Source organism: Mycobacterium timonense, assembly GCF_025821985.1.
Taxonomy (GTDB): domain Bacteria; phylum Actinomycetota; class Actinomycetes; order Mycobacteriales; family Mycobacteriaceae; genus Mycobacterium; species Mycobacterium avium.
Genome location: NZ_JACKSY010000018.1, coordinates 75,835 through 96,077, shown reverse-complemented (window position 1 = coordinate 96,077; position 20,243 = coordinate 75,835). Strand labels below are relative to the sequence as shown.

The 20,243-nt window shown below is 69.1% G+C and carries 16 protein-coding genes and 1 riboswitch; of the genes, 9 read left to right on the top strand and 7 right to left on the bottom strand.

Translation table 11 applies throughout. The features are described from left to right. Positions 1-66 precede the first annotated feature (66 nt). Both H7I87_RS05595 and H7I87_RS05590 read left to right on the top strand, forming a co-directional pair. Complete coding sequence (locus H7I87_RS05595; RefSeq protein WP_009975416.1) at positions 67-576, top strand: DoxX family protein; 510 nt, start codon at positions 67-69, stop codon at positions 574-576. Positions 577-744: 168 nt separating this feature from the next. After that, positions 745-2,493 (top strand): DUF3556 domain-containing protein, encoded by a 1,749-nt coding sequence (locus tag H7I87_RS05590; protein WP_033726646.1) that lies wholly within the window; start codon positions 745-747, stop codon positions 2,491-2,493. 47 nt (positions 2,494-2,540) lie between these two features. On the opposite strand, the gene metE is transcribed toward H7I87_RS05590, so the two are convergent. The 7 genes from metE to H7I87_RS05555 all read right to left on the bottom strand — a co-directional run bounded on the left by metE (position 2,541) and on the right by H7I87_RS05555 (position 11,198). Further along, positions 2,541-4,811 (bottom strand): 5-methyltetrahydropteroyltriglutamate--homocysteine S-methyltransferase, encoded by a 2,271-nt coding sequence (gene metE / locus H7I87_RS05585; RefSeq protein ID WP_033726647.1) that lies wholly within the window; start codon positions 4,809-4,811, stop codon positions 2,541-2,543. 154 nt (positions 4,812-4,965) lie between these two features. Next, a riboswitch (cobalamin riboswitch) is annotated at positions 4,966-5,183 on the bottom strand. A 73-nt stretch (positions 5,184-5,256) separates the two neighbouring features. Then, positions 5,257-5,898, bottom strand: a complete 642-nt coding sequence (locus H7I87_RS05580) for an SDR family oxidoreductase (RefSeq protein WP_031347736.1) — start codon at positions 5,896-5,898, stop codon at positions 5,257-5,259. A 25-nt stretch (positions 5,899-5,923) separates the two neighbouring features. Beyond that, positions 5,924-6,766 carry an SDR family oxidoreductase gene (locus H7I87_RS05575; RefSeq protein ID WP_009975421.1) on the bottom strand — a complete coding sequence of 281 codons (843 nt, stop codon included), beginning with the start codon at positions 6,764-6,766 and terminating at the stop codon, positions 5,924-5,926. Positions 6,767-6,868: 102 nt separating this feature from the next. Beyond that, positions 6,869-8,158 (bottom strand): TetR/AcrR family transcriptional regulator, encoded by a 1,290-nt coding sequence (locus tag H7I87_RS05570; RefSeq protein ID WP_023865363.1) that lies wholly within the window; start codon positions 8,156-8,158, stop codon positions 6,869-6,871. Positions 8,159-8,296: 138 nt separating this feature from the next. Continuing rightward, positions 8,297-8,944: a nitroreductase family protein gene (locus H7I87_RS05565; RefSeq protein ID WP_015632605.1), complete on the bottom strand. Its 648-nt coding sequence runs from the start codon at positions 8,942-8,944 to the stop codon at positions 8,297-8,299. After that, positions 8,944-10,044, bottom strand: a complete 1,101-nt coding sequence (locus H7I87_RS05560; protein ID WP_019732335.1) for an acyl-CoA dehydrogenase family protein — start codon at positions 10,042-10,044, stop codon at positions 8,944-8,946. Before H7I87_RS05560 ends, H7I87_RS05565 begins: the two co-directional genes overlap by 1 nt. After that, positions 10,041-11,198: an acyl-CoA dehydrogenase family protein gene (locus tag H7I87_RS05555; protein ID WP_033720373.1), complete on the bottom strand. Its 1,158-nt coding sequence runs from the start codon at positions 11,196-11,198 to the stop codon at positions 10,041-10,043. Before H7I87_RS05555 ends, H7I87_RS05560 begins: the two co-directional genes overlap by 4 nt. Positions 11,199-11,379: 181 nt before the next feature. Here H7I87_RS05555 and H7I87_RS05550 point away from each other — a divergent pair, with 181 nt between their 5' ends. The 7 genes from H7I87_RS05550 (at position 11,380) to H7I87_RS05520 (ending at position 20,154) form a co-directional block, all read left to right on the top strand. Then, positions 11,380-13,137, top strand: coding sequence for a nitric oxide reductase activation protein NorD (locus H7I87_RS05550; RefSeq protein WP_033726649.1), 1,758 nt, complete (start codon positions 11,380-11,382; stop codon positions 13,135-13,137). 13 nt (positions 13,138-13,150) lie between these two features. Further along, positions 13,151-13,993 carry a CbbQ/NirQ/NorQ/GpvN family protein gene (locus H7I87_RS05545; RefSeq protein WP_033720361.1) on the top strand — a complete coding sequence of 281 codons (843 nt, stop codon included), beginning with the start codon at positions 13,151-13,153 and terminating at the stop codon, positions 13,991-13,993. Between the two features lie 82 nt (positions 13,994-14,075). Further along, positions 14,076-15,194 carry an ABC transporter substrate-binding protein gene (locus tag H7I87_RS05540; protein ID WP_011724042.1) on the top strand — a complete coding sequence of 373 codons (1,119 nt, stop codon included), beginning with the start codon at positions 14,076-14,078 and terminating at the stop codon, positions 15,192-15,194. A gap of 4 nt (positions 15,195-15,198) precedes the next feature. After that, positions 15,199-16,344, top strand: coding sequence for a spirocyclase AveC family protein (locus tag H7I87_RS05535; RefSeq protein WP_011724043.1), 1,146 nt, complete (start codon positions 15,199-15,201; stop codon positions 16,342-16,344). Beyond that, the gene (locus tag H7I87_RS05530) at positions 16,337-17,362 is read left to right on the top strand and encodes an SDR family oxidoreductase (RefSeq protein ID WP_033726650.1); all 1,026 of its coding nucleotides are present in this window, start codon (positions 16,337-16,339) and stop codon (positions 17,360-17,362) included. Before H7I87_RS05535 ends, H7I87_RS05530 begins: the two co-directional genes overlap by 8 nt. Positions 17,363-17,364: 2 nt before the next feature. Next, the gene (locus H7I87_RS05525) at positions 17,365-18,579 is read left to right on the top strand and encodes a cytochrome P450 (RefSeq protein ID WP_033726652.1); all 1,215 of its coding nucleotides are present in this window, start codon (positions 17,365-17,367) and stop codon (positions 18,577-18,579) included. Between the two features lie 90 nt (positions 18,580-18,669). Next, on the top strand, positions 18,670-20,154 hold the full coding sequence (locus tag H7I87_RS05520; RefSeq protein ID WP_023861242.1) for an aldehyde dehydrogenase family protein: 1,485 nt from the start codon (positions 18,670-18,672) through the stop codon (positions 20,152-20,154). Positions 20,155-20,243 lie beyond the last annotated feature (89 nt).

Genomic DNA, 20,243 nt, shown 5'->3' with positions numbered 1-20,243 from the left:
GGCGGGTCGACTCAGCCGCGCGGCGGTCCTGTCCTCCCCGGCGGCCGATGATCTAGGTTTGCACGTATGACTCCCTACGACGTCGGGTTACTGATCCTGCGGCTGGTGTTGGGCGTGACGTTGGCCGCGCATGGCTACAACAAGTTCTTCGGCGGTGGCCGCATCCCGGGCACCGCCCGGTGGTTCGAGAGCATCGGCATGAAGCCGGGCAAGTTCCACGCCACCGTGGCGGCAAGCACGGAAATGGCCGCCGGTCTGGGCCTGGCCGCCGGGTTGCTCACCCCGATCCCGGCGGCGGGCTTCGTCTCGCTGATGCTGGTCGCGGCGTGGACGGTGCACCGCCCCAACGGCTTCTTCATCGTCAAGGAGGGCTGGGAATACAACCTGGTGCTGGCGGCCAGCGCGGTGGTGGTGGCCACCCTGGGCGCCGGCCGGCTCAGCCTGGATTGGCTGGTCTTCGGCAAGAACTGGATGGACGGCTGGAACGGCCTGCTGATCTCGCTGCTGCTCGGCCTGGCCGGGGCCATCGGCCAGCTGGTGATCTTCTACCGGCCGCCCGCCAAGCAAGCCGGGTAGCCCCGGCGCGCACCGGTCCAGCGTCGACTTGTTGCGCCGACACGCCGGGTGATCGCGCAACTAGTCCACGCTCGACGCCGCGGCCGGGTGTCGCCGCGCGGCCGGGTGTCGCCGCGTTGCCCGAGGTTGCCGGGCGTGTTCCTAGAACGCGTTCTAGTCTTTGACACCATGGGATTTCTGAAGCCCGAGCTGCCGCAGCTCGACATGGCCGAATGGAGCAAGGGCACCCGTAGCGACAAGATCCGCCCGATGGCCAAGCACTGGGCCGAGGTGGGGTTCGGCACCCCGGTCGCCCTGCACCTGTTCTACGTCGTCAAAATCCTGCTCTACATCCTGGGCGGGTGGCTGTTCGCCTCGGCCACCCGGGGTCTCGGCGGCTTCACCCACGTCGCGTCGTGGTGGTCGGAGCCGATCGTCTTCGAAAAGGTCGTGCTCTACACGATGCTGTTCGAGGTGATCGGGCTGGGCTGCGGCTTCGGCCCGCTGAACAACCGCTTCTTTCCGCCGATGGGCTCGATTCTGTACTGGATGCGCTTCGGCACCATCCGGCTGCCACCGTGGCCGGACCGGGTCCCGTTCACCGCGGGCACCAAACGCAAGCCGGTCGACGTCGCGCTGTACGCGCTGTTTCTGCTGCTGACGCTGGCCGCGCTGTTCGCCGACGGCACCGGGCCCATGCCCGAGCTGGGCACCACGATCGGCCTGCTGCCCGCCTGGAAGATCGTGCTGATCCTGCTGGTGCTGGCGGTGCTGGGGCTGCGCGACAAGGTGATCTTCCTGGCCGCCCGCGGCGAGGTCTACGCCAGCATGGCGGTGACGTTCCTGTTCGGGGCGCCCGACATGATCGTCGGGTCCAAGGTGGTCTTCCTGGTGATCTGGATGGGCGCGGCGACATCCAAACTCAACAAACACTTTCCGTTCGTGATCTCCACGATGATGTCCAACAACCCGCTGGTGCGCCCGCGCTGGCTGAAGCGGCGGTTCTTCGAGAAGTTCCCCGACGATCTGCGACCCGGCCGGCTGTCACGCTGGATCGCGCATCTGAGCACCGCGATCGAGATGCTGGTGCCGTTGCCGCTGTTCTTCTGTCACGGCGGCTGGCCGGTCACCGTGGCCGCGGTGGTGATGGTGTGCTTCCACCTGGGGATCCTGGTCTCGATTCCGATGGGCGTGCCGCTGGAATGGAACGTGTTCATGATCTTCGGGGTGCTGTCGCTGTTCGTGGCGCACACCGGGATCGGGCTCGGCGACCTTCGGCACCCCGTGGTGGTGGCCGTCCTGTTCGTCGTCATTGCGGGAATCGTGGTGTTGGGCAACATGTTTCCGTGCAAGATCTCGTTTCTGCCCGGGATGCGCTACTACGCCGGCAACTGGGACACCACCCTGTGGTGCATCAAACCGTCGGCCAGCGAGAAGATCAGCCGCGGCATCGTCGCCATCGCCAGCATGCCCCAGGCCCAGCTGGAGCGGTTCTACGGCAGCCCGGAGGCGGCGCAGATCCCGCTCTACATGGGATATGCGTTCCGCGGCTTCAACACTCACGGCCGGGCGCTGTTCACGCTGGCGCACCGGGCGATGGCGGGCCAGAACGAGGACGACTACGTCATCACCGACGGCGAGCGGATCTGCAGCACCGCGATCGGCTGGAACTTCGGCGACGGCCACATGCACAACGAGCAGCTGATCGCCGCGCTGCAGGAGCGCTGCCACTTCGAGCCGGGCGAGGTGCGGGTGGTGCTGCTCGACGCGCAGCCCATTCACAAGCAGACGCAGGCCTACCGGCTGGTCGACGCGGCCACCGGTGAGTTCGAGCGCGGCATCGTGCGGGTCGCCGACATGGTCGTGCGGCAACCCTGGGACGACGACGTCCCCGTGCAGGTGGTGTCGGACGACGCGCCGAGCGTCACGCCAGAGTGACGCCGAAGCCCGAGCGTCACGCTGGCGTGACGCTCGGGCTCGGCGGCTCAGACCCCGGCCCGAACCTCGTGGGCCGCGGCGACCATGTTCTTCAGCGACGCGCTCACCTCGTCGGGGTTGCGGGTCTTGAGCCCGCAGTCGGGGTTGACCCACAACCGTTCGGCCGGCACCGCCCGCAGCGCCGCGCGCAACGACTCGGCGATCTCGGCGGTGCTCGGCACCCGCGGCGAGTGGATGTCGTAGACACCCGGCCCGACGCTGTTGGAGAAGCCGACCGCGTTCAGGTCGTCGAGCACCTCCATGTGCGAGCGGGCGGCCTCCAGGGAGGTCACGTCGGCGTCCAGGTCGGCGATCGCCCCGATCACCTCACCGAACTCCGAGTAGCACAGATGGGTGTGGATCTGGGTCGAGTCGGCGACCCCGGAGGTGGCCAGCCGGAAAGCGCCTACGGCCCAACGCAAATACTCCTCCTGATCGGCCCGGCGCAGCGGCAACAGCTCGCGCAGCGCCGGCTCGTCGACCTGGATGACCGCGATGCCCGCCGCCTGCAGGTCCACCGTCTCGTCGCGGATGGCCAGCGCCACCTGGTTGGCGGTGTCGGCCAGCGGCTGGTCGTCGCGGACGAACGACCACGCCAGGATCGTCACCGGCCCGGTCAGCATGCCCTTCACCGGCTTGTCGGTCAGTGACTGCGCGTAGGTGATCCACTCGACCGTCATCGGGTGGGTGCGCACCACATCGCCGTACAGGATCGGCGGCCGCACGCAGCGGCTGCCGTAGGACTGTACCCAGCCGTTCTGCGTGGCGAAGAAGCCCTCCAACTGCTCGGCGAAGTACTGCACCATGTCGTTGCGCTCCGGCTCGCCGTGCACCAACACGTCGAGGCCGAGCTGCTCCTGCAACGTGATGACGTCGGCGATCTCCTTTTTCATCCGCCTCTCGTACTCGGCCTGGTCGATCTCGCCGGACCGTAATGCCGCGCGCGCCTTGCGGATTGCCGAGGTCTGCGGGTAGGAGCCGATGGTCGTCGTGGGCAGCGGCGGCAGGTGCAGCCGCGCGTCCTGGCTGGCGCGGCGCTGGGCCGGGTCGCCGCGGTGCGAACCCGACGCGACGATCGAGTCGATGCGGGCCCGGACGCGGTCGTTGTGCAGGCGGGGGTCGCTCTTGCGGGAGGCGACGGCCGCGTTGGACGCCGCGATCTCGTCGGCGACGGCCTCGCGCCCGTCGCGCAGGGCACGCGCCAGCGTCACCACCTCGGCGACCTTCTCCCGCCCGAACGCCAGCCAGCTGCGCAGCGCGTCGTCCAGGTCGGTCTCCGGCTCCAGCGAGTAGGGCACGTGCAGCGTGGAGCACGACGTCGAAACCGCAACGCGCGCTGCCGAACCCAGCAGCGTGGTCAGCTTGTCCAGCGCCGCCGCCAGGTCGGTGCGCCACACGTTGCGGCCGTCGACCACGCCGGCCACCACGGTCTTGCCGGCCAGCTCGGGCACGGCGGCGACGGCGGTGTCGGGGCCGTACACCAGGTCGACGCCGATCGCCTCGATCGGCGTGCGGGCCAGCCCGGCCAGCGACGCCCCCGGGTCACCGAAGTAGGTGGCGACGTAGATGGCCGGCCGGTTGGCCGCCGAGCCCAGCTTGTTGTAGACCGCCTCGGCCAGGGCGGGCGCGTCGGCGCACATGTCGGTCACCAGCGCCGGCTCATCGAGCTGCACCCACTGCGCCCCGTTGTCGGCGAGCAGCGACAGCAGCTCGGCGTAGATCGGCACCAGCTCCTCGAGCCGCTCGATGGGGCCGCCCGCCCCGTCGACGCCCTTGCTGAGCAGCAGGAAGGTGATCGGCCCGATGACCACAGGCCGGGCTGGAATACCTTGTGCCAAAGCTTCTTTCAGCTCCGAAAGCACCTTGTCGGGGTTCAGTGCAAACTTGGTGGTGGGCGCGATCTCGGGGACGATGTAGTGGTAGTTGGTGTCGAACCACTTGGTCATCTCCAGCGGTGCGACGTCGGAGTTGCCGCGGGCGGCCGCGAAGTAGCGATCCAGGTCGTCGGACACCTGCCGGGCCCGCTCCGGCAGCGCGTCGAGCATCACCGCGGTGTCGAGCATCTGGTCGTAATACGAGAAGGTGTTCACCGGCACCGAGTCCAGGCCGGCGGCCGCCAGGCCCGCCCAGGTGTCGCGGCGCAGCGTCGCGGCCACCTTTTCGAGCTCGGCGCGACCGGTGCGGCCGGCCCAGTAGCCCTCGGTGGCGCGCTTGAGTTCGCGCTTCGGGCCGATGCGCGGCGATCCGACAACCGTTGCGGTGAATGCTTGAGGGGTCACGATATTCGTCCTTCAATCGGCGTGGTGGTCACCGCCCGCGGACGTGCAGCCGACCCGTCGGCGGTGGGTACCCGGTACCGACCGCAACGGCTGCAGCCAAACGCCCATTCCACGAGGCGATGAGCCGCCGGACGCGGCGCGCCCGGCACAGCTGGCAGGTCTCCGGACTCGCAGGCGCGCACCGGATGGTGCGTGCCCGGCCGACGATGCGGTCCCGAAGGGCCGCCGAGGAGCCGGGCAGTTCCTAGTGGCCGTCGCTTCCCAGTCTTGCGACCAGTGCTGGTGACGGCGGTCGTTCCTGCATACCGTTGCGGGACAGTCCCGGATTCTCACCGGGTTCCCTCTTACGAAGCGTTACTAACGTTGCTTCGCTCGATGCTCACGGCGCGGTTGCGACGCGAGCAGACCAGCTGCGTAGCGCAGCTTACCGCGCCGCCGGGCGGGCTCAGCCGGCCAGTGCGACGGCGATCGGCACGTCACCGTTGTTGAAGTCGATGGTGCGCCGGATCGTCGAGTCGTCGGCGAGGGCGGCGGCGGCGACGCTTGCGACGTCGGCGCGCGAGACCTCGCCCTTGCCGCGCCCGACGGCGATGCGGCCGGTGGGCGGGTCCAGGGTGAGCCGGCCCGGCCCCAGGATCGTCCAGTCCAGGTCGCTGGCCCGCAGGTGGGCGTCGGCCGCGGCCTTGGACTCCGCGTAGGGAAAGAACGGATCGTCTTGGGGCACACCATGATCGGGGCCGGCGCCGAAGTAGGACACCATCACGAACCGTTTCACTCCCGACCGGGCGGCGGCGTCGACCACCCGGATCGCCGCGTCGCGGTCGACGGCATACGTGCGGGCCGGGTTGCCGCCGCCGGCCCCCGCCGAGAAGACCACGGCGTCGTGCCCGGCCAGCAGGCCGGCCAGCGCGTCGGTGTCCAGCCGCTCGATGTCGGCCACCACCGGCTTGGCGCCGGTGGCGGCGACGTCGTCGGCGTGATCGGGATTGCGGAACAGCGAAGTCACCGCGTCGCCGCGCTGCGTCAGGATGGCGGACAGCTGCAACGCGACCTTGCCGTGGCCGCCGACGATCACGACTCGTGCCATGACAGCCGACGCTACGCCGGCCCGGTCAGAGCTTCACGCGGCCCATGATGATGTCGATGATCGGCTTGCCCGGCGGGTAGGCGCCGGTCAGCGACGCCATGGTGTGGCCGTAGTCGACCAGCAGCGTGATCCCGTTGATGCCGAAGGCGGCGGCGCTGTTGAGGAACGCCATCACGTCGCCCATCTGTTCGGGCGTGTGCACCTTGGACCCGGTCTCGTCGCGGTAGTCCTGGGCGAAGGTGAGCCACAGGTCGGCGTTGGCCTGGGCCAGCGGGGTGTCGGTGGGACCGGGGCAGATCGCGTTGATCCGGATGCCCTTCTTCAGCAGCGGATAGCCCTGGGTTGCCACGTAGGCGTTGACGACCTTCTTGGAGAAGCCGTAGTGGATGATGCCTTCCGGCTCGTGCGCCTTGACCCATTCCTGCGCCGTCGCGAAGTCCGGGGTGGCCAGGAACTCGTTCAGCAGGTCCAGGTCGTTCTCCCACCCCATGCCCGCGACCGAGGAGATGAAGCAGATCGCCGAGCCTGACGGCAGCTGGTTGCGTTCCAGCAGCCGCTCGATCAGGTAGCGGTGTCCGAGGAAGTTGATCGCCATCAGGTCGGTGGTGCCCTCGGCGATGCCGGCGGCCGAGAACACCGCGTGCACCGGGCCGTCGAGCTGCTCGAGCGCGGCGTCGATGGACGCGGGATCGCGCAGGTCGACCTGGATGGACTTGGCGACGTCGTAGGTCACCGGGGCGTAGTCCAGCACGATGACCTCGGCGCCCAGCTCGGCAGCGGATTTGGCCGCCGCGGCGCCCATGCCGGTCGCACCACCGACCACCAGCGCGCGCTTGCCGTCGTAGCGCAGCCGATCGACAATCGTCATGGAAATCCCCTTCTCGTTAATCGCCAACCCGATTCTAATTGCCCAACTGTATGGGGAACGGTTATTTGGTTTCAATACCTAGATATCGACCGGGGTGTCGACCTAGTTGTCGACGGCGGCGCCGCGGACCGCCACGCCACGCAAAACGGTGTCGCGGACATGCAGCAGAGCTGGGCGTTTGCCGATCTCGGCGAGGATGTTCTCCGGTATCCACTGCAGGGCGATCAGGCAGCGCGCCAGCATCGCGGTGGACGGCGCGGCGATGGCGATCTCACCCGTCCGGAGCCCTTCGGAGAGCAGCGATTTCATCTGCCGCAGGCGGGTGGCGTAGGACCAGCCCGGGTTGGCCGTCGGGGGAGAGAGCCGCATCCAGGCGAGCTGGATCCGGAATTCGTCGGAGAACTGGTCCAGCGCGTTGACGTTGACCCAGCTCAACGCGTCCAGCTTCTCGGTGGGTGTGGCGTCGGAGCGCAGCACGCTGACCCATCCCGCCTCCACCTTCTTGCCGAAGGAGCGCATGATCGAGTCCAGCAGCTCGTCCTTGGACCCGATCACCCGATACACCGTTCCGGTGCCCAGGCCGGCCGCCGCCGCGATGTCCCTGATGGTGGTGACTTCATAACCGCGGCGGCCGAATTCGGCGCGTGCCACCGCGCGCACCAGCGCCGCTTTGTCACCGGGATCGGCGTCGCTGTCGTCGGACCAGGTTTCGATCACCTCGTTGGCGGCGGCGAATGCCTTCGACCGGTCCAGCGCGGCGTCGCTGGGCGGCCGGCTTGCCAAGCCCTGCAAGATGATTCGGCACAGCAGTTCGGCGACCTGGTCGGCGGATGCGGTGTGCCGCATGACGTCGAGACCGACCTGCAGCATGGTTTGGCAGATGCGGTCGGCCAGCGTGGGCAGGTCGATGTCGGGTTTGATGTAGCCGCTCCACCGGCCGGCGCGCAGCGTCTGCAGCATCGCCTCCTGGATGGCCACCGGCCGCTGCCGGGTCAGCTTGGTCAGCTCCGGGTCGGTGCCCGGCCCCTCGTAGAACGACATCTGCAGGGCGGCGCGGTGCTCGACGGCGCAGTTGGCGATCGCCGAGCCGAGCTCGATGATCTGCTCGGGGACCGGACGCGAGTCGGGTTCGTCCAACCTGGCCTGGGCGGCCCGGCCGATCCGCTCCAGGTCGTCTTGGTAGCGGCGGATCAGCTCGACGAGGATGGCCTCTTTGGACTCGAAGTGATGATAGAGGCTGCCGGGAAGGATGCCGGCGGCATCGGCGATCTCCTGCAACGACGTTCGCAGGCCCGAGGACGCGATCAGGGACGCGGCGGTGGCCAGGATCTCGGCCCGGCGCGTCGGGGAATCGGCGGTGCTGCCGGCTCGGAGCGACTCGGCTTTCGCCATGGTCAGCGGTGTGCAGATCCGGACGACTGCGGGTGCGTGACCATACGCATTCGTCCTCTTTTCGCCGAACCAAATCTTTGTTAGAGGCTATCAGACCGGACTCGGTGAATGCGCTGCACAAGCCGCCGAAATCCCATCCTAGAGCGGCGGCCCGTCCCAACGGTCGCAGGCGATCACTTCCTGGATCGGCCGCCGCCGCGCGGGCCGGAAGGTGCGCCCGGCCCGCAGCCGGCCCACCGGCAGCAGACAGCCCTGGACGTAGGTCGGCGGAATGCCGAGCAGCTGTGCGACTTCGTCTTCGTGATGCAGATGCAGCGTGGTGATGCACGTCCCGTATCCCCGGGTGTGCAGGGCCAGCTGAAAGTTCCACACCGGCGGGAAGATCGAGCCGTACAGCGTGGCCAGGTGGAAGGATTCGTCGCCGTCGATGCGCGGCAAGTAAGGCTCGTAGCAAGGGATTACCAGCATGGGCACCCTGGCCAGGTTCTCGACCAGCCACTCGGTCGACGACATGATGCGGCTCTCGGGTGTTCCGGCGGGCATCAGGCCGGCGAGCAACCGTCCGCCGACCCGCCGCAGATAGGCGTCGCGATACAGCTCGGCGATCCGGGCGCGCAGCGCCGGATCGCCGACCACCAGCCAGCGCCACGACTGCGCGTTCGACCCGTTCGCGGCCTGCAGGCCGATGCGCAGGCACTCGCGGATGTCGCCGGGGTCGACCGGGGCGTCCAGGTCCAGCGACTTGCGCGCCGACGGCGTGGCGGTGAGCAGGTACTCGACATTCATCACGGACTGCCTCTCTTGGCAAGGCGCGCACCGACTTCGGTGAGGTAGCGGTCGGGTCCGCCGAGAAACGCGCTATGGCCCAGCAACCGCTTGAGATAGAGGTGGGCGTCGTGCTCCCACGTGTAGCCGATGCCGCCGAAGACCTGGATAGCGGTGTCGGCCACGCCGGCCAGTCGCCCGGCGAACGCCTTCGCCCGCAGCGCGGCCAGATGCCGCTCATCGCCGTCGGGCGCGTCGCTAACCCACAGGGCGTGGATCACCCCGCTGCGGGCCAACTCGACGGTCTCGTACATGTCCACGCACAGATGCTGGACGGCCTGGAACGACCCGATCGGCTGACCGAATTGCGTTCGGGTCTTGGCATATTCGACGGCGAGGTCCATGACGGCGCGGGCGGCGCCGAGCGCGTCGGCGCACGCTGCGATCAGCACGTCGTCGACCACCGCCGCCACGTCGTCCGCCGACGCCGTCGCCAGCCGCCGCGCGGGGGCCGCGTCGAAGGTGACCCGCGATTGTTTGTGGGTCGGGTCGATGTGGTGTTCGGGCCTGACCGCAACCCCGGCCGATCCGGTGTTCACCGCGAAAAGCGCTGTGTCCCCGGCATCTTCGGCCAGAGCCAGCAGGACGTCGGCGGCCGCGGCATCGGGCACGGCGCGGGCCTGCCCGTGCAGCACCGTGGTCTCGCCCTCTCGGGTGGCGGCCATGGGCGGGGTGTCCAGGAAGCAGACGGCGACGTGGGTGGTGCCGTCGGCGATGCCGCGCAGCAGCCCGGCGGCGGTGTCGCCGCCGGCGCACAGTCGGATCAGTGCCCGCGGGGCGGCCACCGCCGTCGACAACCACGGACCCGGATACAGCGCGGCGCCAAGCTCTTCGGCCACGATCCCGGCCTCGACCATCGTCATGCCCGCCCCGCCGTGTTGTTCGGGCACCAGCAGCCCGGTGCAGCCCAGGTCGGCCAGGCCGCGCCATACCGCCGGCTCGATCCCGGTCGGGTCGTCGAGCAGCCGGCGCACGTGGTGTGCGATCGGGGCCTTCTCGGCGAGGAAGCGCCGCGTGGTGTCGCGCAGCGCCACCTGTTCGTCGGTGAGTTCGAGGTTCATTTGCGCGGCAACCCCAACACCCGTTGGGCGGTGATGTTCTTGTTGATCTGCGTGGTGCCGCCCGCGATGGTCAGCGAGCGCGACGTCAGCCGGTAGTTCGCCCACGCCCGCCCGTCGTCGCGGGAGCCCAGCACGTCGAAGGCCAGCGCGGCCAGGTCCTGCCCGATCTCGCCCCACACCGTTTTGGCCAGGCTGGCCGACCCCAGCGCCACCAGTTCCGACCCGCCGTGCAGGGTGGCCGAAATCGACCGCTGGCACAGCACTTCCAGATATTTGATCCGCACCGCGAGTTCGCCGAGGCGCCGCAGCGTGACCGGGTCGTCCAGCGCGCCGGTGTCGGCGGCGGCCAGATCGTCCACCAGCTCTTCCAGCCGCACCTGCATCTCCGCGTACAACCGGGCGGCCCCGGCCCGCTCGTGGCTCAGCGTGGTGGTGGCCACCTGCCAGCCCGCATTGAGCGGGCCGAGCAACGCGTCCGCCGGCACCCGCACGTCGTGAAAGAAGACCTCGGCGAAATCGGCGTCGCCGCCCAGCGTGACCAGCGGACGGGCCTCGATGCCGGGCAGCGTCATGTCGACGATCAGGCACGAGATCCCCTTGTGCTTGGGCGCATCCGGATCGGTGCGCACGTAAAGCTGGCACCAGTCGGCGCGGTGGCCCAGCGAGGTCCAGATCTTCTGCCCGGTGACCACGAAGTCGTCACCGTCGCGCACCGCACGGGTGCGCAGCGCCGCGAGATCGGACCCGGCATCGGGTTCCGACATGCCCTGGCACCAGATGTCGTCGGCGCGCATCATGCGCGGCAGCAGCCGCTGCTTCTGCGCCTCGGTGCCGTACTGCATGATTGCCGGCGCGATGTTGTTCAAGCCAATGACGTTGAGCGGCAAGGGAGCTCGCGCCCGGGTGGTCTCCTCGGTGTAGACCAGCTGTTCGAGCACCGTCGCGCCGCGGCCACCGTATTCGCGCGGCCAGGACACCGCGGCCCATCCCGCGTCGGCCATCGTCTGGTTCCACGCCCGCAGCATCTCGAACGCGGCGTCGTCACGGCCGCCGGCGCGGCGTGCTTTCACCAGCTCGTCGGTCAGGTTGTCCGACAGCCAGTCACGCAGCTCGGTGCGGAACCGTTCCACTTCCGCGGGATAGCAGAAATCCATTTTGCCGGACACTACGTCGGGGCGGATTCGAGGTCAATGACGCGACGCCGCGAGCGGCCGTCGGTGACACGGCGCCACCCGACGGTGAACTCAATCATCATGTGCTCCCGACTCATTGACTGCCGTGCAGCCGGACTCTACGGTTGGAACAGATATTTGGTCAACAAGTCGGAGGTTGAGCATGGGGGATGACGCCTGTGCCGACCAATGGCAAGCCCTGGGCATGCTCGCCTCCGCGCTCGCGGGCCGGGCCGTCGCGGTCGCCGGGCTGCCACCGGGGGAGCCGGCGTGGACCGACGGCCAGACGATCTACGTCGACGCCGGCGCGCCCGGGGCGCTCAAATCCCTAGCGGTGCAGGCGTCGATGATCGCCGCCGGCAGCCTGCGCCCCGACGTCGTGGGCCGGTTGCTGCGGCACCGCAAGCTGGCCCAGCGCTACCTGACCGTCGAAGGCCACCGCGCCCTGGTCGCCAACGCGCCGGTGCTGCCCCGCGTGTTGGCGTCCCTGGGCGACCGTGGCGTCGCCGGCCGCAGCGATTCCCCGCGGGCGTCGCTGGCGCTGGCCGCCGCACAGGTGGCGCTGCCCGACCCGGAGCCGGAATTCGGGGTGATCCGGGCGGGGAAGGTGCTTGCCGCATGCGGGCGGGCCGCCCGGCCGGACCAGCCAGACGACAAGGCGGCACCCGCGCACGTCCCGCGGCGCGACGGGGCCGCCGACCTCGCGGAGCTCGACGACGCGGCGGTCGACGACTCGGACGACCCGGACCTGTTCACCAGCCCGGTCGGCGGGGGCGGCGCCCTCGGCAAGTGGCTGAAGAAGCTGCTGTCGTCGGCGCGCAAGACCGGCAGCGGCGGCGGGCCGCCGGGCGCGGACAGCCCCACGCATCGCACCGATTCCGGAAAGCGCGGTGCCTACGCCGTCGCCTCGCTCGCGTCGGCCCCCGCCGACGAGGGGAACGACGAGGATCCCGCCGACGGGGTGCGGTATCCGGAATGGGACGTGGCGCGCGGGAGTTACCGGCCCGCCTGGTGCACCGTGCGCGAGGTCGAGCCGGCCGTCACGGCGCGGGCCACGCTGGCCGTCGACGACGCCATCGCGGTGCGCCGCCCGCTCGCGCGACTGGGCATGGGTCTGCACCGGCGGCACCGGCAGCCGCAGGGCGACGACATCGACATCGACGCCGCGGTGGAGGCCCGGGTCGAGGTACGGGCCGGGTCGGTGCCCGACGAGGCGGTGTACCTGGACAGCCTGCGGCGCCGCCGCGACCTGTCGGTGCTGCTGCTCCTCGACGTGTCGGGGTCGGCGGCCGAGCCGGGCACCGTCGGGCGCACCGTGCATGAGCAGCAGCGCGCGGCGGTCGCCGATCTCGCTGTGGCGCTTCATGATTTGGGGGATCGGGTCGCGCTGTACGCCTACTACTCGCAGGGCCGGCGCGCGGTGAGCATGGTGCCGGTGAAGCGGTTCGACGACCAGCTCAACGCCCAGGTGATCAGGCGGCTCAACAGCCTCGAGCCCGGCGCGTACTCCCGGCTGGGCGCGGCCATCCGGCACGGCTCGGCGATCTTGGAGGCGCGCGGCGGCACGTCGCGACGGCTGTTGGTGGTGCTGTCCGACGGGCTGGCCTACGACCACGGATACGAGCGGGCCTACGGTGCCGCGGATGCACGCCGGGCGCTGACCGAGGCGCGCCGGCGGGGGACCGGCTGCGTGTGCCTGACCATCGGCGCGGGGACCGACGTGCAGTCCCTGCGCCGGGTGTTCGGCACTAGCGCGCACGCGACGATCGCGCGCCCCGATCAGCTGGCCGGGGTGATCGGTCCGCTGTTCCGCTCGGCCCTGCGCGCGGCGGAGGTCCGCCGCCGCACCACCGCGAACGCGCGTGCCGGTACCGCGACACCCCGCCGGCCGCACACATCGGCGCACGTGGGCGCCGGCTAACAGAAGGGAAGCCATGGTCGACCAGTCCGGACTTGCATACGTCCATGCCGCCGAGGCGCGCCCGTACTACCGGGCGGTCGGCAGCGAGGAGGCCGTCTTCAAGGCCGCGTACCGGCAGGGCCTGGCGCTCGTCCTCAAGGGCCCGACGGGCTGCGGGAAGACCCGGTTCGTCGAAGCGATGGCCTACGACCTGCGCCGGCCGCTGATCACCGTCGCCTGCCACGACGACTTGACCACCGCCGACCTGGTCGGCCGCTACCTGCTGCGCGGCGACGAGACCGTGTGGGTGGACGGCCCGCTGACCCGGGCGGTGCGGGAGGGGGCGATCTGCTACCTCGACGAGGTGGTGGAGGCCCGCCAGGACACCACCGTGGTGCTGCACCCGCTGGCCGACCACCGCCGGCAGCTGCCCATCGAGCGACTCGGCATCACGCTGGACGCCGCGCCCGGCTTCGGGCTGGTGGTGTCCTACAACCCCGGCTATCAGAGCGTGCTGAAGGATCTCAAGGATTCGACGCGCCAGCGCATGGTCGCCATCGAATTCGATTTCCCCGCAGCCGATGTCGAGGAGGGGATCGTCGCGCACGAGGCGGGCGTGGACGCCGCCACCGCGGCCGAGCTGGTCCGCTTCGGGCAGGCTATCCGCCGGCTGGAAACCGCCGGGTTGCGCGAGGTCGCGTCGACGCGGGTGCTGATCGCGGCGGGCAGGCTGATCGCCGAGGGCCTGAGCCTGCCCGAGGCGGCCCGGGCCGCCATCGCCGGGCCGTTGACCGACGACGTGGCGGTGGGCAAGGCCCTGGGCGAGATGATCGGCATCTACTTCGGGTCGGGCGGTTCGCTCGGGTCCGATGATTGACGCTGCATACCGCCCCCGCTAGGGTCTGAACAAATATTAGGTTTACAGACCGGCGCGCGCGAATTTGTCCTTGGGAGGTCAGATGTCCTACGAAAGCAGCGCTGAGCCGATCAAGGTCGGCTATCTGATGGACTTCGCCCTGCCGCCGGGGTTCCCCGAGGAGATGAAGGCCGACTTCACCCGCTGTTTCGACCTCGTCTTCGCCGAGGCCGCCGAGCAGGGCGTGCTGGACCGAGCGGTCCAGATGATCTACCGCGAGGTGGAGGGCCTGCCCAAAGGATCGGTCAAAGCGGTCATCGACGCCTTCGGCGAACTCGTCGACGAGGGCTGCCTGGTGGTGTTCGGGCCGCACATCACCGACAACTGCGTGCCCACCCGCGAGGCGATCGAAGAGCGGTTCAAGGTGCCGGCGCTCAGCGTCACCGGCACCGACGACTGGCTGGGTGAATGGACCTTCTCCTTCCCGCAGGGGTCGATGACCGACGAGCCGATCTTCATCGCGGATCTCGTTGCCAAGCGCGAACTTTCCGAGATCGGAGTGCTCGTCGAGCAGAACCTGATCGGCGAAAGCTACCTGAAGAACCTGCGCAGCGCCTGCCGGCGCAAGGGCATTCGCATCGTCGCCGAGGCGGCCATCGCGCAAACCGCGCAGGACATCAACGAGGCCGTGCGCACGCTGCACGACGCCAAGTCCGAGGCGATCGTGCATCTGGGTTTCGGGTTCGGCATCGTGTTCATCAATCCGGCGCTGCAGGCGGTCGATTGGGATCCGCCGCGCTTCACCACCACCGCCTTCCAGAACGCCTGGGTCAACCCGATCATGTGGAACGCCTTCATGGGCTGGGTCGGCGTCGACCAATACGACGAGGACAACCGGATCGGGCAGGACTTCCTCGACCGCTACGCCGCAAAGTACGGGGGCCGGCGGCCGGAATATTGCGTGCCGGTGGTCAACTGCGACGTCGCCGCCACCCTGGTGCGGGCCTTCGCCGATGCCCATCCGCTCAGCCCGCGCGGGGTCAAGGAGGCGCTGGAGCGGGTGAAGATGATGCCGGCGGCCTCCGGTGCGCCCGGCACCCGGGTGTCGTTCGGCAAGTGGACGCGACGCGCCTGGATGGGCGCCGGGTATCTGGTGGCCAGAACCCTCGACGCCGACGGCGTCAACTCGCATCTGGTCGATCGTTTCGGAGAGGAAGGTTGACCTGATGTCGACAGAACAGACCACTTCGCCTGCGGCACAACGGGAATCGGCCGCCCCGCGGCGAACCGGCACACGCGGCTGGGGCGGCTGGGTGGCCGGCGCCGGCTTGGCGGCGTTCGCGCTCTTCTTCATCGCGAACTGCCGCGTCGCGCTGGATCCGCGGGTGGCCAACCCGAACGTGCAGGGCCGTCCGCGCCCGGTGAAGTTCATCTTCGGCCTGGATTACATGACGTTCATCCAGATCTCCACCGTGGTCATGCTGATCGTGTTGGTGGTGGTCTTCGTCAGGGGATGGCGCCGCAACCCGGGCAGCCCGGCGATGCTGATGTTCCTGTGCACCACCCTGATCGTGTGGCAGGACCCGATCATGAACTGGGCGCCGTTCGCGGTGTACAACCCCGACCTGATCCACTGGCCGGAATCCTGGCCGCTGGTGTCGTTGTCGCCGACGGTGGAGCCGTTCGTCGTATTCGGTTACGTGACTTTCTATTTCGGACCGTACTTCCCGGCGGTGTGGATTCTGCGCAGGCTTCAGGCCAAGTACGGCCCGCAGTCGTTCTTCGCGCGGCACCCGCTGGTCAGCCTCGGCGTGCTGACCTGCGCGATCGGTTTCGTCTTCGACGCCTGGCTGGAGATCCAGCTGGTCCACATGGGCATGTACATCTATTCACAGGTCATCCCCTGGGGTTCGGTGTTCACCGGCACCACCTTCCAGTTCCCGCTGATCTGGGAGTCGTTCTCGGTGACCTTCGTGATGGTCCCGGCCGCGATCCTGTGCTATCGCGACGACACCGGCAAATCGGTGGCCGAAAAGCTGGCCGCCAAAGCCAAACTCTTCCCGGCGCGGCCGGTGCTCGGCACCTTCCTGGTGATGTTCGTCATCATCAACGTGTCCTACTTCGCCTACGGGGCGTGGTTCGCCGTCATCAAGGCCACCAAGGCGGCGACCTCCGTCGCCTGCCCCTGGCCGTATCCGGAAGCCAAAGTCTATGACCCACAGGGTTTTTACGAGAAGGCCGGCGCGCAGGGCCCATACTCGGTCGGCATCTGGTCGACCTGGATGAGCGGGCAACCCCACGGCCGCCCCGACGTGCAGCCGCCACCACCCGGTGCGGGCGCCTGCGCGACCACCGCGGTCGGGCATGGCTGAGCCGCGCAGCGTCGTCATCACCGGCGCATCCCGCGGACTGGGGTTCGCCTCCGCGCTGCGGATGTATCGCGAAGGGTGGCGGGTGGTCGCCGCCATGCGAACACCGGATCAGGGAATGCCCCTGTTGCGCCGGGCCATTCGGGACGGCACCGGGCAGGACCCCGACGACGACCGGTTGATCGGCGTACAGCTCGATCTGACCGACAGCGCGTCGGTCGCCGCGGCCGCCAAGGCCATCGAGGAAGCCGTGGGCGCACCGTATGCGATAGTGCACAACGCCGGAATCTCGGCCGCCGGAATGGTGGAGGAGACCGATACGGCGTTGTGGCAGCGGATGTTCGCCACCAGCGTGCTGGGCCCGGTTGCGCTCACCCAGGCCCTGTTGCCGTCCATGCGGGCCGCCGGGCGGGGGCGGATCGTCCTGGTGTCCAGCGCGGCCGGGGTTCGCGGCCAGCCCGGCACCGCGCCGTACTCGGCGGCCAAGGGCGCGCTGGAACGGTGGGGCGAATCGCTGGCGGGCGAGATCGCGCCGTTCGGTTTGGGGGTGACGGTGTTGGTGGCCGGCACCTATGACACCGAGATCATCACCGACGCCGGCACCACCGACGACCGCAACTTCAGCGGCCCCTATGCCCGCCTGCACACCACCATGAACACCCGCGGGCGCTTGGCGGTCAGTTTCGCCCGGCCGCCCGAGCGGTTCACCGACGGCCTGTGCAAGGCGCTGGACGACCGGGCGCCGTTCCGCCGCCGCGGGGTCGGCCCCGACGCGTCGATGTTGTTGGCCGCCAACAGGATCCTGCCGGCGTCGGGCATGCACCACCTGTCGCGGGTGGTGCTGGGCATACCGCGGCAGGGATCGATGCGGGACGGGGCGTGGCCGCTGACGCACGGCCAGCGGGCCATGGTGTTGGTGGCGCGGGTGCTTCCGCAGCCGGTGTTGCAGCGCCTGGCCGCGCTGACCGGGCGGTTCTCGTCACCGAAAAGCGCGGCACGTCAAGGGGATCAAGAGGGGTAATCATGGAGCAACTTTTCGACGACCTGGAAGACTTCGGCGCCTTCGACGACGCGGTCTCCGGGGACGTGCGCGACCCGTACACCGAATTGGCCCGGCTGCGCCGCGAGGAGCCGATTCAGCGATTGGACACCTCCGGCATGCCGCACGAGGAATCCAAGCCGGTGTTCATCGTCTACCGCCACGAGGACGCCCAGCAGATGCTGCGCGACAACGAGACGTTCTCGTCGGCCGCCGTCATCGCGGCGTTCGGGCCGGTGCTGGGCGAGCGCGTGATGCTGGGTATGGACGAGCCGGTGCACGGACGGCTGCGGTCTCTGGTGTCAAAGGCGTTCTCGCAGAAGGCATTGGCGCGCTGGGAGGACGAGCTGGTCGGGCGGGTGGGCAACAGCCTGATCGACAGGTTCGCCGGCAACGGCAAGGCCGATCTGGTCAAGGAGTTCACCTTCGACTATCCCAGCCGGATCATCGCGGGCCTGCTGGGCCTGCCCGAGCAGGACTACCCGCAGTTTCAGCGGTGGTCCATCTCGTTGCTGAGCTGGATCCTGAATCCGCAACGCGGGCTTGCCGCCTCGGCCGCGCTGTGCGACTACTTCGCGCCGATCCTGGCGGCGCGGCGCGCAGAGGCCAAGGACGATCTGATCAGCGGGCTGGCCCAGGCCGAGATCGACGGCGAGAAGCTGGAAGACGAGGAGATCTACTCCTTCCTGCGGCTGCTGCTGCCGGCCGGGGTGGAGACGACGTACCGGGCGCTGGGCAGCCTGCTGCTTGCGCTGCTGTCCGATCCGGAGCAGTTGGATGCCATCCGCGCGGACCGCTCGCTACTGCCGCAGGCCATCGAGGAGGGCGTGCGCTGGGAGCCCCCGCTGCTGACTATCACCCGGGTGGCCACCCGCGACACCGAACTCGGCGGGGTGCCGATTCCGGCCGGCTCCACGGTGATGCCGATGCTGGGCGCCGCCAACCGGCAGGAGGACCGCTACCCCGACCCGGACAGGTTCGACATCTTCCGCGCGCCCAAAAGTCATCTGGGCTGGGGGCACGGCGTGCACGTCTGCCTGGGCATGCATCTGGCCCGCCTGGAGATGCGCACCGCCGTCAACCTGCTGCTGGACCGGCTGCCGAACCTTCGGCTGGACCCCGACGCCGACGATCCCCACATCCGGGGCCAGGTGTTCCGGTCGCCGACGTCGGTCCCGGTGCTGTTCGACCCGCAATAACCAGCCCGGCGGCGGCCGCAGCTTGCCAATCGGCTAGTTTCCGGTAAGGCTCTCCGTAGCCCCTCCGCGACCCAGAAGAGAGTGACAGATATGACTGAGGCTGTAAAGGTCCGCTTCGAGCCGAAGATGATGATCGACGGCAAGCTCGTCGACGGGCAGGCCGGCACCTTCACCAACATCAACCCCGCCACCGAGGAGCCGCTCGGCGAGGTCGCCGACGCCTCGAAGGAGGACATGCACCGGGCCATCGACGCCGCCCGGCGGGCCTTCGACGAGACGGACTGGTCGACCAACCGGGAGCTGCGCAAGCGCTGCCTGCTGCAGCTGCACGAGGCTATCGAGTCGGAGAAGGAGGAGCTGCGCGAGGAGCTCATCCTCGAGGTGGGTTCGCCGCGGGCCATCACGTTCGGGCCCCAGCTGGACGCCCCGCTGGAAGACGGGCTCAAATATCCCGCGCGATTGATCGACGAGTACGCCTGGGAGACCGACCTGGGCGACAAGGTGATCAGCCTGACCGGCACGCTGACCACCCGCAAGGTCTGGCGTGAGCCGGTGGGCGTGGTCGGCGCCATCGTGCCGTGGAACTTCCCGTTCGAGGTGACCCTCAACAAGCTCGGCCAGGCGCTGGGCACCGGCAACACCGTGGTGCTCAAGCCGGCGCCGAACACCCCGTTCAACGCCACCCGGCTGGGCCGGCTGATCGCCGAGAAGACCGACATCCCGGCCGGCGTGGTGAATGTCGTCACCGCCTCGGATCACTTTGTGGGAGAAGAGCTCACGCTCTCGCCCAAGGTCGATCTGATCTCGTTCACCGGGTCGACGGTGGTCGGGCAGCGGATCATGGAAAAGGGCGCGGCGACCATGAAGCGGCTGTTCCTGGAGCTGGGCGGCAAGTCGGCCACGATTGTCTTGGAGGACGCCGATTTCGGGATGGCCTGCGCGATCGGGATCGCGCCGTGTATGCACGCCGGGCAGGGCTGCGCCAACCCCACCCGGATGCTGCTGCCGCGGTCCCGCTACGACGAGGGGGTGGCGATCCTCAAGGGCATCTACGAGAACGTCACTTGCGGCGACCCGCAGGACCCCGGAACCCTTTGCGGCCCGGTCATTTCGCAGGTGCAGCGCGACCGCGTGATGGGCTACATCCGCAAGGGGGTCGAAGAGGGCGCCACCGCACTGGTCGGCGGACCCGACGCGCCCACCGGTTTCGACAAGGGATACTACGTACGGCCAACGCTTTTCACCGACGTCGACAACTCGATGACGATCGCCCAGGAGGAGATCTTCGGACCGGTGTTGTGCGTCATCCCGTTCGACGACGAGGAGGACGCCATCCGGATCGCCAACGACAGCAGGTACGGCCTGGCCGGCAACGTGATGTCGGGTTCGCTGGAGCGCTCGCTTTCGGTGGCGCGCCGGATTCGGGCCGGCTTCATGGGCGTCAACGGCGGCGCGCCCTACGGCGCCGACACCCCGTTCGGTGGCTACAAGTACAGCGGGGTCGGGCGCCAGAACGGTGTGGCCGGATTCGACCAGTACACCGAGATCAAGTCGGTCGCCTATCCGGCCGGCTAGCATCCGATGCCTGGTGCCACGTAAAGCGCTGCCACGCAACGCCTTCGACGATGTGCGCCGGGCTTGGGGCTGACGGCCGTTGGCGGCCG

Coding starts and splice junctions, on each gene's coding strand:
- H7I87_RS05545 (WP_033720361.1), top strand. CDS start 13,151: ATGGTCGACCAGTCCGGACTTGCATACGTCCATGCCGCCGAGGCGCGC.
- H7I87_RS05570 (WP_023865363.1), bottom strand. CDS start 8,158: ATGGCGAAAGCCGAGTCGCTCCGAGCCGGCAGCACCGCCGATTCCCCG.
- H7I87_RS05555 (WP_033720373.1), bottom strand. CDS start 11,198: ATGGATTTCTGCTATCCCGCGGAAGTGGAACGGTTCCGCACCGAGCTG.
- H7I87_RS05590 (WP_033726646.1), top strand. CDS start 745: ATGGGATTTCTGAAGCCCGAGCTGCCGCAGCTCGACATGGCCGAATGG.
- H7I87_RS05530 (WP_033726650.1), top strand. CDS start 16,337: ATGGCTGAGCCGCGCAGCGTCGTCATCACCGGCGCATCCCGCGGACTG.
- H7I87_RS05520 (WP_023861242.1), top strand. CDS start 18,670: ATGACTGAGGCTGTAAAGGTCCGCTTCGAGCCGAAGATGATGATCGAC.
- H7I87_RS05550 (WP_033726649.1), top strand. CDS start 11,380: ATGGGGGATGACGCCTGTGCCGACCAATGGCAAGCCCTGGGCATGCTC.
- H7I87_RS05540 (WP_011724042.1), top strand. CDS start 14,076: ATGTCCTACGAAAGCAGCGCTGAGCCGATCAAGGTCGGCTATCTGATG.
- H7I87_RS05565 (WP_015632605.1), bottom strand. CDS start 8,944: ATGAATGTCGAGTACCTGCTCACCGCCACGCCGTCGGCGCGCAAGTCG.
- H7I87_RS05560 (WP_019732335.1), bottom strand. CDS start 10,044: ATGAACCTCGAACTCACCGACGAACAGGTGGCGCTGCGCGACACCACG.
- H7I87_RS05535 (WP_011724043.1), top strand. CDS start 15,199: ATGTCGACAGAACAGACCACTTCGCCTGCGGCACAACGGGAATCGGCC.
- H7I87_RS05595 (WP_009975416.1), top strand. CDS start 67: ATGACTCCCTACGACGTCGGGTTACTGATCCTGCGGCTGGTGTTGGGC.
- H7I87_RS05525 (WP_033726652.1), top strand. CDS start 17,365: ATGGAGCAACTTTTCGACGACCTGGAAGACTTCGGCGCCTTCGACGAC.
- H7I87_RS05580 (WP_031347736.1), bottom strand. CDS start 5,898: ATGGCACGAGTCGTGATCGTCGGCGGCCACGGCAAGGTCGCGTTGCAG.
- H7I87_RS05575 (WP_009975421.1), bottom strand. CDS start 6,766: ATGACGATTGTCGATCGGCTGCGCTACGACGGCAAGCGCGCGCTGGTG.